The 14,769-nt window shown below is 67.4% G+C and carries 13 protein-coding genes and 1 pseudogene; 8 read left to right on the top strand and 6 right to left on the bottom strand.

Annotation, left to right across the window (positions count from 1 at the left end):
- Positions 1-18: 18 nt before the first annotated feature.
- Entirely contained in the window at positions 19-519 is a 501-nt protein-coding gene (locus DEJ43_RS24770; protein WP_015036127.1) for a helix-turn-helix transcriptional regulator, read from the bottom strand.
- Between the two features lie 122 nt (positions 520-641).
- Between DEJ43_RS24770 and DEJ43_RS24765 the strand changes: the two genes are divergently transcribed.
- The 6 genes and pseudogenes from DEJ43_RS24765 to DEJ43_RS24740 all read left to right on the top strand — a co-directional run bounded on the left by DEJ43_RS24765 (position 642) and on the right by DEJ43_RS24740 (position 6,432).
- Positions 642-836 (top strand): helix-turn-helix transcriptional regulator, encoded by a 195-nt coding sequence (locus DEJ43_RS24765; RefSeq protein WP_015036126.1) that lies wholly within the window; start codon positions 642-644, stop codon positions 834-836.
- 514 nt (positions 837-1,350) lie between these two features.
- Positions 1,351-2,645: pseudogene (locus DEJ43_RS24760) on the top strand (DUF3631 domain-containing protein).
- A 315-nt stretch (positions 2,646-2,960) separates the two neighbouring features.
- Complete coding sequence (locus DEJ43_RS24755) at positions 2,961-3,512, top strand: MobC domain-containing protein (protein ID WP_015036124.1); 552 nt, start codon at positions 2,961-2,963, stop codon at positions 3,510-3,512.
- Positions 3,502-5,202, top strand: a complete 1,701-nt coding sequence (locus DEJ43_RS24750) for a relaxase/mobilization nuclease domain-containing protein (protein ID WP_015036123.1) — start codon at positions 3,502-3,504, stop codon at positions 5,200-5,202. Before DEJ43_RS24755 ends, DEJ43_RS24750 begins: the two co-directional genes overlap by 11 nt.
- 57 nt (positions 5,203-5,259) lie before the next feature.
- Positions 5,260-5,700, top strand: a complete 441-nt coding sequence (locus tag DEJ43_RS24745) for an FHA domain-containing protein (RefSeq protein ID WP_015036122.1) — start codon at positions 5,260-5,262, stop codon at positions 5,698-5,700.
- A gap of 159 nt (positions 5,701-5,859) precedes the next feature.
- Positions 5,860-6,432, top strand: a complete 573-nt coding sequence (locus DEJ43_RS24740) for a hypothetical protein (RefSeq protein WP_015036121.1) — start codon at positions 5,860-5,862, stop codon at positions 6,430-6,432.
- Between the two features lie 119 nt (positions 6,433-6,551).
- Here the strand turns inward: DEJ43_RS24740 and DEJ43_RS24735 are convergent, their stop codons facing one another.
- The 4 genes from DEJ43_RS24735 to DEJ43_RS24720 all read right to left on the bottom strand — a co-directional run bounded on the left by DEJ43_RS24735 (position 6,552) and on the right by DEJ43_RS24720 (position 9,566).
- Positions 6,552-7,097, bottom strand: coding sequence for an HAD domain-containing protein (locus tag DEJ43_RS24735; protein WP_015036120.1), 546 nt, complete (start codon positions 7,095-7,097; stop codon positions 6,552-6,554).
- A 36-nt stretch (positions 7,098-7,133) separates the two neighbouring features.
- Positions 7,134-7,826 carry a class I SAM-dependent methyltransferase gene (locus tag DEJ43_RS24730; protein ID WP_015036119.1) on the bottom strand — a complete coding sequence of 231 codons (693 nt, stop codon included), beginning with the start codon at positions 7,824-7,826 and terminating at the stop codon, positions 7,134-7,136.
- Between the two features lies 1 nt (position 7,827).
- On the bottom strand, positions 7,828-8,739 hold the full coding sequence (locus tag DEJ43_RS24725) for a phosphotransferase family protein (RefSeq protein WP_015036118.1): 912 nt from the start codon (positions 8,737-8,739) through the stop codon (positions 7,828-7,830).
- Positions 8,740-8,816: 77 nt separating this feature from the next.
- A complete protein-coding gene (locus DEJ43_RS24720; protein ID WP_015036117.1) occupies positions 8,817-9,566 on the bottom strand; it encodes a hypothetical protein in 750 nt (249 codons plus the stop codon).
- Between the two features lie 224 nt (positions 9,567-9,790).
- Here DEJ43_RS24720 and DEJ43_RS24715 point away from each other — a divergent pair, with 224 nt between their 5' ends.
- The gene (locus tag DEJ43_RS24715; RefSeq protein WP_015036116.1) at positions 9,791-11,146 is read left to right on the top strand and encodes an NsdA family TPR-like regulatory protein; all 1,356 of its coding nucleotides are present in this window, start codon (positions 9,791-9,793) and stop codon (positions 11,144-11,146) included.
- Between the two features lies 1 nt (position 11,147).
- Positions 11,148-11,678: an NUDIX domain-containing protein gene (locus DEJ43_RS24710; RefSeq protein ID WP_015036115.1), complete on the top strand. Its 531-nt coding sequence runs from the start codon at positions 11,148-11,150 to the stop codon at positions 11,676-11,678.
- A gap of 458 nt (positions 11,679-12,136) precedes the next feature.
- Here DEJ43_RS24710 and DEJ43_RS24705 read toward each other — a convergent pair whose 3' ends face one another.
- Positions 12,137-14,653: an ATP-binding protein gene (locus DEJ43_RS24705; protein ID WP_015036113.1), complete on the bottom strand. Its 2,517-nt coding sequence runs from the start codon at positions 14,651-14,653 to the stop codon at positions 12,137-12,139.
- Between the last annotated feature and the right edge of the window lie 116 nt (positions 14,654-14,769).

Raw genomic sequence — 14,769 nt, 5'->3', positions numbered from 1 at the left:
TCTCCTTCATGTCGGTTGTCAGTAGTGGCCGCCGTCCTCGATGTCGCCGCTGAGGGTGCGAGCGTCGCGCTCGTCGCCCATGAGACGGAGGCACTGCTCGTGGATGGCCCGCGAGCTGTCGGGGTGGGCCTTGATGTGGTCAGCGATGGCGACCACGGCGCGGTGGAGGCGGTCGCGCGCGTCGCGGGCCTCGTAGAACGCCTCGACGGCCTCTTGAACGAGCCGCCGGCTGCCGATGTCGAGCCCCTCCAGAGGTGGGGACATCAGCTCTTCGAGAGGGAGCTCGAAGACGCGGCTGAAGGCGAGGGCCTCATCGAGGTTGATACGTCGGCGAGGGGTGCCGTTCTCGATGCGCCAGACCGCTGTCTGGTTCATCTTGATGCCCGCTCTGGTCACCCGCTCCGCCAGCTCGGTCGTGCTCCACCCTCTGACCTCGCGCTCCAGGGCCACACGCGCGGCCACGTTCCCTTCGCTGTAGAGCAGCGGCACCTCGCCGCCCTCGGGCCTGTCGCCTGCCATCGAACCTCCATCATCACCATCGCTATCCAAATTGAAACACGGGCTTCCCGATTTGGGTAACCGGGGATCGCCGGGTACAACACTATGCAGATCGAATCGCCACCTAGCCGAATGGGAATGCATTGCGATACCTGACCACCGCCGAGGTCGCCGAGCGCTACCGCACAGCCGAAAGCACCGTCCGCTACTGGCGTCAGATCAAGAAGGGGCCGCGCGGCATCAAGGTCGGCAAGCGGGTGCTCTACCCCGAGGCCGAGCTGCTGCGCTACGAGCGCACGCTGATCGACGGCCAGGAGGAATGGGGCCTGGCCTCGTGAGCCGCCGACAGGCCCAGACACAGCAACGGCCCCCGGCGCGCCAACGCCGAGGGCCGGAGATTCCCCTGCACGTCGCCCATCCCTGAACGAACGAACCGGTGAGGGGCGGGACCTTGCCCGTCCCGTCCCTCACCTGAGAGGAACGTCGATGGAGGACTCTACGTCCCCCGCCGCCCCGAACACATCCCACAAGGTCGTCTGGCCTGCCGCTGCGGTCCCCGGCCAGGGCATCCCATGGCGAAGTCCGGACCGAGCGGACGGCCGGTCCACCTCTCCGGGGACCGGTGACCGACCGGACCGTGGCGCTGGTCCGGTCGGTCCGGAACCGGACCGAACCGCGACCGAAACCCCGACCGGAGTTCCGGTCAACCCGGACCGGGAACCCGGACCGACGGAGAACGCGCAGCTCAGCGGCCTACCGGACCGGACCCCGAACCCGGATCATCGACCCGGTCCGGAAGCCGAGGACCGGACGAAGAATTCCGGTCAGTCGGACGGCGAACCCGGACCGTCGATCCCGGTTGCCCGCGATCACCACGATGCTCCGGGGGCGGTCCCCGAACCCGGACCGGGGACCGAGGACCGCGAGCGCGCCGGTCTCACGGCGGATCGGGACCAGGACGGGACCGCCGTACTGGACGAGCTGCGCGCCGCGATTGGCCGGTACGTCGTGCTGCCGAGCGAGGAGGCACTGACCGCTGTCACCCTCTGGGTGGCGGCCTCCCACATCCAGCCCGCCCTCCAGCACGCGCCGCGCCTGGCGGTGGTGGGACCGACCAAGGGCTGCGGAAAGTCCCGTGTCCTTGACGTACTCCACGAGACCGTGTCCAGGCCGATGATGACCGTGAACACCTCGCCGGCGGTGGTCTTCCGGATCATCGGCGAGGACCCGCCGACACTGCTGGTGGACGAGGCCGACACCATCTTCGGCCCCAAGGCCGGCGACAAGGAGGACCTCCGGGGCCTGCTGAACGCTGGACACCAGCGCAACCGCCCCGCCTGGCGGATCTCCGGCCCGGAACACAAGCCGACCGCGTTCCCCACCTTCGCCATGGCCGCGCTGGCAGGCATCGGCGATCTGCCGGACACGATCATGGACCGCGCCGTCGTGCTCCGCATGCAGAAGCGCAAGCCCGGCGAGAAGGTCGCCCCCTTCCGTTCCCGGCACTCCGTCCCGGAACTGAACGCGCTGCGCGACCGACTGGCCGCATGGCTGACCCCACTGCGCGGGGCAGCGCACCGGCTGGTGCCACCGATGCCGGTCGAGGTCCGGGCCGCGGACACCTGGGAGCCCCTGGTGATCGTCGCAGACCTGGCCGGCGGCCACTGGCCCGCCCAGGCCCGCGCCACCTGCCTGTCGATGACCCGCACCGAGCTGGTCCAGGACGAACAGACGACGCTGAAGACCCGGCTGCTCCGGGACATCCGCCGCGTCTTCGAGCAACAGGGCGACCAGGAGGCGCTGCGCAGCCACGACCTGCTCGCCGCCCTCCTCCAGGATGCCGAGGCGCCGTGGGCCGAGTACGGGACGAAGGGCCTGAACGCCTACCACCTGGCCAACCTGCTGCGCGACTTCGGCATCAGCCCGGCCAACCACCGCTTCGAGAACGGCAGGCAGGCCAAGGCATACGCCCGTAACCAGTTCCTCGACGCCTGGGCCCGCTACTGCCCCGACCCCGCCCAGCCGGCCCCGCAGCCGGCGAGGCCGTGGTCGCACGTCGGGCCCAGGGCAAGCCGCCGGCCCCTCCGTCCGGGACGCTGCCCATCGGCCCGCCCGGCGGGCCTGCCGGCCCCAGGCCCACTCGCTGACCCCAGCTCCGTATCAATCCGTCGCATCCGTCCCCGCGCAGGTCAGCGCGGGGACGGAGTTCCTCGCCGATACGGATCACTCCGTACCTGCAACCGCCTCCGTACCTGTCCTGACCAGCTACGGGACGGATGCAACGGACGTGACGAAGCCCCACCCCACACGATCACCGGAGCACCACCATGCCCGAAACGAGCACCGACAACTCCCCCACCCGCCGCCGCAAGAAGCTCTTCGGCCTGACCCGCCGATCAGCAGCAAGCTGGAGCGAACGAGCCTCTAACGAGGCTTCGTCCGCGCTTGCCCCCGCCCCAGGGGTGGCGGAGGAGAAGGCCGAGCGCCAGGGGGCGCCCGAGCTGGAAGGGGTCATAGCCGACTCCGCCGCCCTCCGCCCCCAGGCACCGACCGACGTCCAACCGCCCGTCGAGCAGCCCTCCTGGCGGGACCTCGACGCCCCCGCCCTGCCCGCACTGATGAACCGCAAGCGCACGGTCGAGAAGCGCGACCAGGAGAAGACCATCCGCTTCACACGGACAGCTGTAAGCGTGATCAGCGCCGCCGCCCACCAGCGCGGTCAGAAGTTCGCCGGATTCGTCGGCGACGCCGCCCTGGCCGTCGCCCTCGGCAAGGCGGAGCTGGTCGGCAGCCCGGAGGACGACCCGGCCCGCCCGCTGATCGAGGCCGTCGAGGCACAGACGGTCGCGCTAAACCGCATCGGCGGCAACCTCAACCAGATCACCGCGGCCATCCACCAAGGAACGGTGCCCGAGCGTGCCGAGGCGGTGCTGGACCGCGTCGAGCAAGCAGCCGAGAGCAGCTACCGGCTGATCGACCAGCTCCTGGCGGAAGGCACCGCGCATGGTTCCTGACGTCTCCACCGGTTCCGACTCCCGCGGACTGATCGTCTACCTCTTCGGCCCCGGCCGCCGCGACGAACACACCGACCCGCACATCGTCGCCGCCTGGGACATGGCCGGCGCCCCCGACCCCGGCCGCGACCCTACAGCCACCTACTCCCAGCTCGCCAAGCGCCTCGACACCCACGTCGACCTGCGCACCCGCGAACTGGGCGGCAAGAAACCACCCCAGCACGTCTGGCACTGCCCGGTCCGTACCGCGCCCGGCGACCGCTACCTCACCGACGCCGAGTGGGCCGAAGTCGCCCGCCGCATCGTGCACGCCACCGGCATCGCCCCTGACGGAGACGAGAAGGCATGCCGGTGGATCGCCGTGCGCCACGCCGACGACCACATCCACCTCATGGCCACCACCGTCCGCGCCGACGGACGCCGCCCGCGCACCCACCGCGACGGACAGCGCGCCCAGGCGGAGTGCCGCAAGATCGAGGCGGAGTTCGGTCTGCGCCGCCTGAAGTCCGGCGACCTCACCGCGCCCCGCACCCCCACCAGTGCCGAACGCACCAAGGCCGAGCGCCAGGGCCAGACGGTCACGGCACGGCACTGGCTGCGCGATCAGGCATACGCGGTCGCCGCCGCCGTACACAACGAAGCCGACTACTTCACCGTGCTGCAGTCCCTCGGCATCAAGGTCAAGACACGACTCGGCCCCGAGACCGGCGACGTCATCGGCTACAGCCTCGCCGCCCCCGGCGACACCAACGCGGCCGGCGAACCCGTCTGGTACGGCGGCTCCAAACTCGCCCCCGACCTCTCCATCAACCGCCTACGCGAACGCCTCCCTGGCCAGGAGATGGCCGACCGCCCCCGGCATGTGGCGGACCCCGCCGCCCCATGGCGCCACACCACCACCGCCATCCACGCGGCCCGCGCCGTACTCGACTCCGATGACGATGCCGCCGCCCAGGGCCACCTGGCCGCCTTCGGCGACGCCCTGTACAACATCGCCAGCGCCACGACCGGCCCACACCAGGCGGAACTGCAGGCAGCGGCGATGGCGTTCAACCGCGCCCGCCGCTCCGCCACCCGCGCCGACCACCAAGCCGCCACCGCCCTGCGCAAGGCCGCCAAGGAACTCGCCTACGCCTCCAACCAGCCAGGCGGACTCGCCATCGCCCTGCTCTTCGCCACCGTGCACCTGGCCCGCGCCGCCGCCAAGTGGCACGAGCAACGCGGCCACGAGCAGCAGGCCGCAGCGGCCCAGGAAGCCCTCCGCCACCTCCAGGCGGGCTACCAACAGGCCGCCGCCCCCGTCCTGGCGGACCTGGCCCTCCGCGCACCGCGAGCCGCAATCGCCAGCCGCTACGAGCAGGACGTTCGTGCGGCCCTCCCCGACCACGCCGACCGGATCCTCGCCGACCCCACTTGGACCGCCCTGACCACCACCCCCGCCCACGCCGAAACCGCCGGCCACAACCCCCGACGCCTCCTGACCGAGATGGGCACCCAACGGGAACTAGACAGCGCCGAGCACCCCGCCGAGGTCCTCAACTGGCGCATCACCACTCAGCCGAACCGGCGGACGCAAGCAGCTCGCAGCCGAAGCACCGCCACCAGCGGAACGTCGTCCATGTCCGGCACACCACACCCTCCGGCCACACCAGTGCCAACGAGGCCCGAAGAGCGCAGTCGACACCGCTGACCCCGATCAGATGCCCTTCTGCGGACGCGCATCCTCATCACGCCGTAGCCTTCCGGCGTGCGCTATCTCGCAGAACCATTCATCCTCGGCACCCTCAAGCGGGGGCGTTCCGTCGAGCAGTTCCTCGGACCGGCTGGGACCCCCGAGAGGCCGGGGGTCCGCTGGGTCGAAATACGACCGGCCCGAGGTTCCTACGAGGTCTACCTCCACGTCGCTCTCGACTGCGAACCCCTGACGGGCGACTTGGATTCATTGCCGCCGTTGTTCGACGACGAGGAAGAGGACTTCGGCCTGCTCTTGGCAACCATGAGCGAGCCGCTTGCTGCCATGCACGCCGCCGAAAGCCAAACGGGAGCCGCACTCGAACGCTGGGTGAACCAGTCCATGGCGGGCGATGAGTACCGCGACTACGTACTGGCCGGCCGCCCCGCAACGACACCTGACGACCAGCCGTGGCCCACTCCGCAGTCGTCGGCCGCCAGGGCGGCGACCTCGTAGAAGATCAGCGGGACCCGTTATCCAGCCCTCGCGTGGACACCGAAAGCCGCCGCCGGAGGCGATCGCTGAGTCCACAGCCTTTCGCGCCCGGCAGCCTGCTGGTCGGTGATTGACATGATGGGCGCCGGTGAGTTCTCAGGTGTCTCTAGAGGGGTGACTATGGCGTTCAAGGCCGAAGCCGATTTCGGAGTCGCCGGACGGGATGAGTGGTTCTATGCGCCGGCTGTCGGCGTGGGACCGCTCCGGTTCGGTATGACCGTCGACGAAGTGGTCGAGGCGGCTGAGACACTTGGCCAGACGAGGGTCAGCGATTGTGCACCGCACCACGCGATTTTCTCGCCGACCTGGAAGGTCGAGGTCCACCGTCACGGGGCGGCTCCTTCTCCGTCTGCCGTCACGGCCTATGTGAGCCGGGATGTGGGGCTGTTCTGCATCGCTGCCGACGCCGTGTACGGTCCCCAGGTCGCATACGACGGAATCCCGCTGGTCGGGCGAGACCTGTCGGAGCTGGAGAGCGACGCAATCGCGTATGCCGAGGCAATGGACGTGTACTTCCGCTACACGCCCGAGGGCTACGCAGGACCGGATGATCCCGGGGTCGTCATGCGCGGGCAACTAGTCGGGCCGGTCCTCCGATCGCGCCCGTTGTTCATGGTGACGCGCGACGGCGCGAATACCGAATGGGACTCGATGCCCTCCGAGGAGTACCGCCTCAACGAGTCGACGGCCTGACGTGGCGTGACTCATGACGAGGAGGCTCGAATACGCTAGCTCACCAGTCGAGGTTGGTTCGGGCCGCCCGTTACGCACTCTGTTGCCCCTGTTGTCCATGGCAGCGAGGTCAACAGTCGTCAGGCGACTCGGGCTACGGGTAACTGCGCGACCCACGTCGTGACCTCAGTCAGGTGCTCGGGCTGCAGCCCGAGGTGCGGGGCGGGTTGAACGAGGAGAGTTGGCGTTCCCTTGGCGGTGCGCTCCGCCGCCCAGGCGTGGTCGAGGCTGGTGAAGTCGTCGTCGATCCAGACGGCGGGGGCGTCGCCCAGCCAGGCGTCGACGTGGTCGCGCTTCCAGAGGTAGCCGTTGGGGTGGCTGGTGGTGATCTGGGGGCGTGGCAGGTCGACGTGCGGCAGGGCCGGGAGGTCGAGAAGGGGCCCGATCAGGGTGGTGGCGTCCTGGCGCCAGCTGGTGCACCAGACGGGAGTGACCAGGCCGGTGCGGATCACGTCCATGAGAAGGCGGCCGTGGTCGGGGTTGAGCCAGACGGTGACCGGGTTGGCGGCGCTGCGGCCGGTGGAGACGACATCGTGGCGGGCGTGGGTGGCCGGGGCCGAGCCCGCTGCGTCGGGGAAGGGAATGAGGACGCCATCGATGTCGAGGAGCAGGTAGGGCGGGCGCATCGGTTCCTCCAGGGGGAAGCCGGGGCAAATGGCTGGTCAGAGCTTGCGGGCGCGGATCAGCAGGGTGGTGGGCCAGTGGCCCATGCGGAGGTCGTGGAACTCCTGGGCTGAGGTGAGCCAGAAGCCCGCCTGACTGAGGTGCTTCTCCCACCTGTCCGTGGAGAACTCCCAGCGGGCGATGGGTAGGCGGGTGTGGTCGGGAAGGGTGACGAAGTCCCGGCGCGGACGGTCGTCGCCGGAGGGGCTACGGCCGCCGCGCTGCGGGTGCGGGACGGAGAAGACGAGCACCCGGCCGGGCGTGAGGCGTTGGGCGATGGCCGGGAGCAGGAGCTCGGGGGCGACGAGACCGATGGCTCCGAAGACGGAGTAGATTGCGTCGAACTGCTCGTCGGAGGCGTGCAGGTAGTGCAGGGCGTGGCCGGCGACGAAGGTGAGGCTGTTCAGCCGTCCGTAGTGGGAGCGGGCGCGGCGGACCTGGAGGCCGACCAGGTCGACGCCGGTGACGTGGGCGCCGTGGCGGGTGGCGAGGTGGGCGGCGTTGTGGCCGGGGCCGCAGCCGAGTTCCAGGAGTCGCTTGCCGCGCAGGTCGGGGCCGAGGATCTCGGCGCCGGGACCTTGGCCAGGTCGGGTAGTCCATTCCATCCGGGTGGGTACAGCAAGCGGTTCGGCGAGTCCGGCGGCCGTGCGCTGGGCGGCGTGGGCGTGCCAGGGGGATGCCTGGGCGAGCACGTCAGATCTCCAGGAGGTGGAGGACATCGGTGAGGTGGCGGCGGACGGCCTTGATGTAGGCGGGGTCGGTGGCCGGGTCGTTGATCCAGCGGATGGACTGCTCCATGAACCACTCGACGGCCCACATGCGGTGCCAGCCCAGGGCCCAGTGTTCGGCGGTGAGCCCGCCGCGTCGGGCGAGGGCGTCGGGGGTGCCGCCGGCGGTGACGTACTGCTCCAGGAAGACGCGCAGGCGCACGGGGTGCGGGGGCTCGATGGTGCCGTGCCAGCTGGCGAGGTCGAGCAGGCCGGGGCCCGTGAAGGCGCGGGCGAAGTCGAGCAGCCTCCAGCCGCGCTCGCCGATGTGGAGGCTGGTGGGGTGGAACTCGGAGTGCACCCAGCCGAACGGCTCCAGCGTCGCTCCGGCCGAGCGGGCCTCGGCGGCCTGGGCGATCCGGTCGAGCGCGTCCTCGACGTCGTCGGCCCCCTGCCATCGGTCGGCCTTGCGCAGCCGTTCGAGGTGCTCCAGCGCCCGGGCCGGGAGCGTCCGCAGCCGCTCCTGGTCGAGGACGGGCAAGGGCGGAGCCGTACGGGTTCCGTGCAGGATTACGGCCGCGGCGACGCCGTCGAGGTCGTCGGCCTCGCGGACGGACGGTCCGAGGTCCTCCATGAGCATGCCGAGCCAGCCGTCCAGGACGGCGGAGGCGTGGACCTGGGGGACGGGTACACCGAGGGTATGGGCCAGGCGGAGGGCCTGGTCCTCGCTGTCGAAGGGCTTCTTGGCGTACTTGAAGATGGCCGTGGAGCCGTCGGGGAAGGTCACGCGCTCGACGCCGGACATGGACCACACGCGCACCTCCTCCCGTACGGCGGTGGTCTGGCCGGTCGCGGTGAGCAGGTTGTCGAGGAGTTCGGCGCTGGGGTTCGTGGTCACGTGGGGCTCCGGGGAGGGGTGGTGGCGTCCGGGGCGGGCGAGGGATGCCGGCCCGCCCCGGAGCCTGATCGGGTGGGTTAAGCGGCGGAGCTCACGCGGTGGGCGTAGACCTGCTCGATCCAGCCCGTCTTGAACGCGGCGAGGTCGTCGCGGAAGTTCGCCATCGAGGCACCGTAGGGCGCGACCACGCCGCCGGACTGGTCCGGCACGGACTGGCAGCCGTGCACGAGCCGGCCGCCGAGCGCGGCGTGCGCCTTGATGGACTCGATGCGGCGGTGCTCGTTGAACCAGCCGCCGTGGTAGACCTCGTCGAGCATCTCGCCCATCTCGTCGTCCAGGTCGAAGACGACGGAGGTGGCGGCGGGGAAGAACCAGCACGGGCCGACGTTGGAGATGTGCCCGTCCAGCTCGACCTTGTTGAGCGCCATGAGCGTGGCCGCCTCGCGCAGCATCCGCAAATGGTCAGCGGTGATCTGCGGCAGACCGAGGCCGGCCAGGTGCTCGTCGCGGAAGAGGTACGCGTACACCTCGTACGCGGTGGCCAGGACGCGGGCCGCGTCGGACGTGGACTCGCTGTGCTGCTTGATGAAGTCGAGCGCGAGCTGCTCGACCGCGCTCTCGGTCGTCTCGTCCACGTCCAGGAGCTGGGACTTGACCAGCTCCCAGTCGGCGACGAGCCAGGTGTTCGACTCGAAGCGGAAGAAGTACTCGGCCGGGTCGATGGTGATGCGCCGGCCGTCGACCTGGACGCCGGGCAGGCGGCTCCAGCGCGGGTCGAACGCCTCGGGCAGCTCGACCGTGATGGCCGTGGTGTCGATGGTGGTCACCGTGTCTCCGTCTCTGATTGGCCGGTCTCGGGCACAGGAATGCCCGAGCCTGGTGTGGGCGTACGGAACTTCGGGGTGCCACCCGGACCCAAGGGGGAGCCTGGATCACGGTCGCGCCGTTCCGGGCGGCTGCTGATAAGTGAACCGGTGGTCACGCTCGGTGGGTACGGTGGAAGGCAGTTGAAGCGGTATACGCGGTTTACAGCTCCGGAGTGGAGGCGATCGTGGCGGCGCAGAGAGACCCCAATTCGCGTCTGCGCGACGTCATCGCGGCGGTCGACTGCACCTACGAGGCCCTCGCCAGAGACGTGCGGCGCATCGCGGCCGAGAACGGCGAGATCCTCCAGACCAACAAGTCGGCCATCTCGCACTGGGTGAACGGCACCCGCGCCCCGTCGGGCCGGGTAGGTCAGTACCTGGCCGAGGCGCTGTCCCGCCGAGCGGGACGCATGGTCTCCCAGACCGAGATCGGCCTCCAGGCCAGCGATGACGAAGCGCCGGCGGAATCCGACCCTGTCCTCGCCGCCACCGACCTGGGCCGCGCCGACGTCGAGCGCCGCCGCTTCCTCGCCATCGCGGCCTTCACCACCGCCGGCGTCGCCATGCCGCTCGGATACGACCACGAAGCCACTGCCCGCATGCTCCGCGCCCGCACCGGCACGTCCCTGGTCGGCGCGGAGGACGTGGACGTCGTACGGCAGATCACCGCGGCCTTCAGCGCCGCCGACGAGCGCCTCGGCGGCGGGCACGGCCTGACCACCGTCACCGCGTACCTCGCCGACACCGCCGCCCCCATGCTGCGAGGACGCTTCCCCAGCGAAGCCTTACGCCGGGCCGCCTTCGGCGCCGTCGCCGAACTCGCCTACCTCGCAGGATGGAAGCACCACGACCTCGGCCAAGAAGGCGCCGCCCAGCGCTACTACCAGGTCGGCTACAAGCTCGCCTGCGAAGCCGACCCCCACGGCCACGCCGCCTGGATGATGCGCGCCCTCGCCCACCAAGCCCTCAGCCTCAAGCGGCCCCACCACTGCGTCGACCTCGTCGAAGGCGCCCTCCGCACAGGTCTCGGCCACGTCGACGGCCAGACCGAAGCGCTCCTCCATATCACGCACGCCCGCGCCTACGCCGCGGTCAACGAGAACCCCTTGGCCGCGCGCGCCCTACTCGCCGCCGAGGACGCCCTCCTACGAGACGACGGCCCCCAGCCCAGCTACTCCCGCGTGAGCGGCCCCGCCGCTGGCACCGTGGCCAGCCACACCGCCCGCACCCTGACAGACCTCGCCGACCACATCGGCACGGAGCAGCAGCACCGGGACGCCCTCACACGCTGGGACCCCCAGAAGTACAAGCGCGTCCACGCCCTCACCCACGCCGACCTCGGCGACAGCCTCGCCGCCCAGGCCCGCGCCGACGAAGCCGTCGCCGCCTGGACCCAGGCCCTCGTGCTCATGGAGGGCATGACCTCCGACCGGACGCGCAAGGCGATCACCTCGATCCGTTCCACTCTGGCGATCTACCAGAGGCGCAAGGTACCCGGTGCCGCCGATCTCGCCCGCCGTGCTCGTGAGGCCCTCGCCTAACATGCCCAACAACCCGCCCGACGAAGGGAACACCGTGACCCAGCAGACCGACGACCAGCCCAAGGCCCTGAAGCCGGCGCTCGAATCCATGACCCTGCTGGTCGCCGCCGTCATCGTCCACGACAAGGCGACCAACCGCGTCGTCCTCCTCCAGCGCAGCGAGAACGCCAAGTTCGCCCAGGGCCTGTGGGACCTCCCCGTCGGCAAGAGCGAACCGGGCGAACCCATCACGGAGACGGCAGTCCGCGAGCTCTACGAGGAGACGGGCCTCACGGTGAAGCCCGAGTCCCTCAAGGTCGCCCACATCATCCACGGCGCCTGGGGCGTCGAGGCCCCCAACGGCTTCCTCACCATCGTCTTCGCCGCCCACGACTGGTCCGGCAAACCAGAGAACCGCGAACCGCGCAAGCACGCCCAAGTCCGCTGGGTTGACGCCGACACCATCCCCGAAAACTTCGTGGACACCACCGCCAGCGCGCTCCGCCGCTATCTCTCCGACGGTCCCGAAGTATCCCTCGACGGCTGGCGCTAGACCTACCGGAGCCAATCTCCCGGTCTCGGTCCTCACGTCCGGCTCGCCGCAACAGCGGTTCTGAACGGCCAAAGCCAACTCCGCACCTCTCAGAGCAGAGCGCGTTCAGTTCGAGTCCTCTGCTGTCCGCACGCCGGCTAGTGTTTCCAGTCTCTCAACAATGCTGCGCCATTCATCGATAATCACGGCTGGGGCATCCACCATGCTCGACCTGCCATGCAGAATGTCCGATGCCCGACCATAAACATGCCTAACTAGACGCACCAAGCCGACCGCTTCCAGTACATTTTCTGGAGGGACTAGGGCGATCACCATAGAGAGCCGCCCCGTCACGTTATTAATGTACAGAAGTGGATTCTCTGGCCGACATACCCGATGGTATGCCTCGATAGTTGCCAACTCGATGCGAAGCCTCAACTCAAAAATTTCAATGCGCCGCCGAGATGCACCGTCAAGCTTCACGAGAAGACCCAGCCAGTGATCAATGCGCACCCTTCTCGCGCCTTATCGATTTCCAAGTTCAGATCCGCTTTCGCGTCATCCGATCCGTGGACTGCCTTGTTCCAACCACGCAGGTACGGTCCACAAATCCCGTTGAATTCATCGATCGGGTTTTTGCCAGCATGGGTCGCATTAATCAACCCTTCTGCGAAAGCCACCCTTTTCAAGGTGTTATCGAGCAGATCGATCGATTCGAGGTTGCGCGCCACATCCTGCCCCCGCGCCAACGAGTAGCGGACAACGCAGGAATGCAGGGCATGGTCAACCGCCTGCCTACACAGCCCTCTCACAACCTGACCTTCAGTCAAATAGGCAGTGGGAGACGACCGTGGCGCCCAAGTGACGATGTTTCGGGCATCATCCAGCAATACTCTCCACATCTCGTCCGTCGACTCGATGTCGATTTCGCCTTTCTCGACATCACGGCTCACTCTCCAAGCTTGTCCGTTTACCGCCCGAGCAAGGAGATGCTGCTTCAAGCGCTCATCATGAGTAAAAACTATCACTCGTCGCTCGGAACTGAGATCGACCAAAACCGACGCCAGACGGTCAACTCGAATCTCATCAAAAGCATGAACAGGGTCATCCAGAATCAAGAAAGAGAACGGCCCAGACTCGGCAGTAGAGAGCAACGGAGCAAGGAGAAAAGCGTTTCTCTGCCCAGCGCTCAGCATTGACAGCTGCAATTCTTGACCACTCGAATTGCTTACGCTTACATCAGCCCGGGTTGTCGTCAGGTGAATTCCGTTCAAGTAGATCCCAACATCCTCCAGCAGCTGCCTGACTCGCTTATCCGCCCTCTCCTTGAAGCGTTCAGTCCGCTCTTTGCGCAGCTTGTCGGCCAGAGTCGTAGAGCACTTCTTAGTCTCTTGCCACAGAGCGCTTTCCTTAGCTGTTTCCTGCTCCGTCCGCCACACATGCAGGAAGTTTTCAAGAGCCCCCCTGCGCTCACGAAGCCACTTACGTGTCACCTCGCTTGCTTCGACCGCCACGCCACTCGCCTCACCCCAGCCGGCGGTATTAGTGGAGTTCCTCAAGGCCAGGAATGCGTCCCGTACCTCCAATGCAGGCCGACTCCCGTGGTAACTCATTGCAGTGCGAAGGCGCTCTGCAACTGCCGCTGCACTCGCCGATGCAGTCCTGTGAGCGCCGCTTGACGAATGGATCAACTCAAGAACTTCTGCGACGTGACTCACAACAGCGGAAGCATCCCTGAGTTCACTCAATGCATCACGCATCTCTTCGTGGACTGGCGCCAGTTCAGCGTGCCGCTCCACATTCTCATGCAGAGTCTGCACCCAATTATCAACTGCCGAATTACAAACGGGGCATGCTGAGCCCGGTGCAACCTCAACAGCATCTTTGTAAAGCGCGTCCAAATGCTGAGAGATTCTCGGACTCGTCAGCTCAGGGACGCCCTCCAGCTTCTGGAATGCAGCATCCACGGACGACAGTGACAACCTCAGGCGTTCCACGTCTGCACTGGTGACTTCTACCGTCGGCAAACCACCGTCTACGAGCTTGTGACTAATCAGCCAGCCCTCGATGCTGTCGGTAATTTCCGGCCAGGAGACATCTTCTATATCGACCGCCGGCTCCTTGAGACGAAATAGACGGTCAACTTCGGCGACTCGAACCTTTCCATCCCTGAGGGCGACATCGATCTTCTTCTTACTAGTAGAGGCAGCCTCACTCAGCTCGGAAACCAGCGCCTCCAGATGCGTGAAAGCCCCGCCCAGCGCGAGAAGATTGGCAATGTAACGCTGCAAATCATTGCTCTGCTGGACTCGCCTTTCCACCTCTGCGTAGGAAAAGACGGGCGGATGCCCTTCCAGTGCGTGACGCCATGTGCTTCCCATGTCAACACGGCGCACTTCCGCAGAGGAGGTCTTCCATTCGCCGTAGGCGTCGCTAACTTCACCGCCGTCGGTGAGTACGCACTTCAAGGTCAGCTCTTCACCCGTTCGTACGAGTGTGACCTCCGCCCACGATTTCGAACTGTCACGGGCCCGATTAATCTTTTCCCAGAGCGGATCGAACTTGCTTCGCCCCGTAGGCGCGGCTACCTCAGTCCACCATCCTGTCTTGCCTGACATCGCGGTACGAATCCCATCAGCAATGGTCGACTTGCCGGATCCGTTCGGGCCGTGATAAATGCTGATTCCAGGAGAAGGATCGATCGTCATGGAGAGCTCAGACGTAGTCCCCTGGAACCCACAGAGACGCAACCCCTTGATACTCCAGGCTTCGCCCTGAGTAGGATCGAGTGCGCCTGAGTTCTCACCCTGAAGTTGGTTAAGCAACGCCCGAAGGTTTTCCCATCCCGCCTTCGTCTTTGTAGCGCCGGCCTGCATCCTCGCGGCAGCTTCAGCAAGGTCGGCATAGGTGAGCAGAGAAAGCTTGTGCCCCGCACCACTGCGCTTCCTGCTCTCCGGAACTGCCGCATCAGGGGTTTGGTTGTTCATGACGGTCATGCCGACTCCACTGCATGGTGCTCGTGCCGCATGTAGGGACGTAATGCTAGCTGTGTGCCGGGGCAGAAGTATGGGGTTTTTTGGAGCCCCTCAGCATCCACGACGCATTTATGCCT

It is taken from the genome of Streptomyces venezuelae ATCC 10712, assembly GCF_008639165.1.
Taxonomy (GTDB): Bacteria; Actinomycetota; Actinomycetes; order Streptomycetales; family Streptomycetaceae; genus Streptomyces; species Streptomyces venezuelae.
The sequence above is the reverse complement of the archived record's forward strand: the minus strand, read 5'-3'. Positions and strand labels throughout refer to the sequence as shown.

Bases quoted from the DNA above. Each gene is read 5' to 3' on its own strand.
- DEJ43_RS24770 (WP_015036127.1), bottom strand. From the start codon at position 519: ATGGCAGGCGACAGGCCCGAGGGCGGCGAGGTGCCGCTGCTCTACAGC.
- DEJ43_RS24750 (WP_015036123.1), top strand. From the start codon at position 3,502: ATGGTTCCTGACGTCTCCACCGGTTCCGACTCCCGCGGACTGATCGTC.
- DEJ43_RS24740 (WP_015036121.1), top strand. From the start codon at position 5,860: ATGGCGTTCAAGGCCGAAGCCGATTTCGGAGTCGCCGGACGGGATGAG.
- DEJ43_RS24735 (WP_015036120.1), bottom strand. From the start codon at position 7,097: ATGCGCCCGCCCTACCTGCTCCTCGACATCGATGGCGTCCTCATTCCC.
- DEJ43_RS24710 (WP_015036115.1), top strand. From the start codon at position 11,148: ATGCCCAACAACCCGCCCGACGAAGGGAACACCGTGACCCAGCAGACC.
- DEJ43_RS24705 (WP_015036113.1), bottom strand. From the start codon at position 14,653: ATGACCGTCATGAACAACCAAACCCCTGATGCGGCAGTTCCGGAGAGC.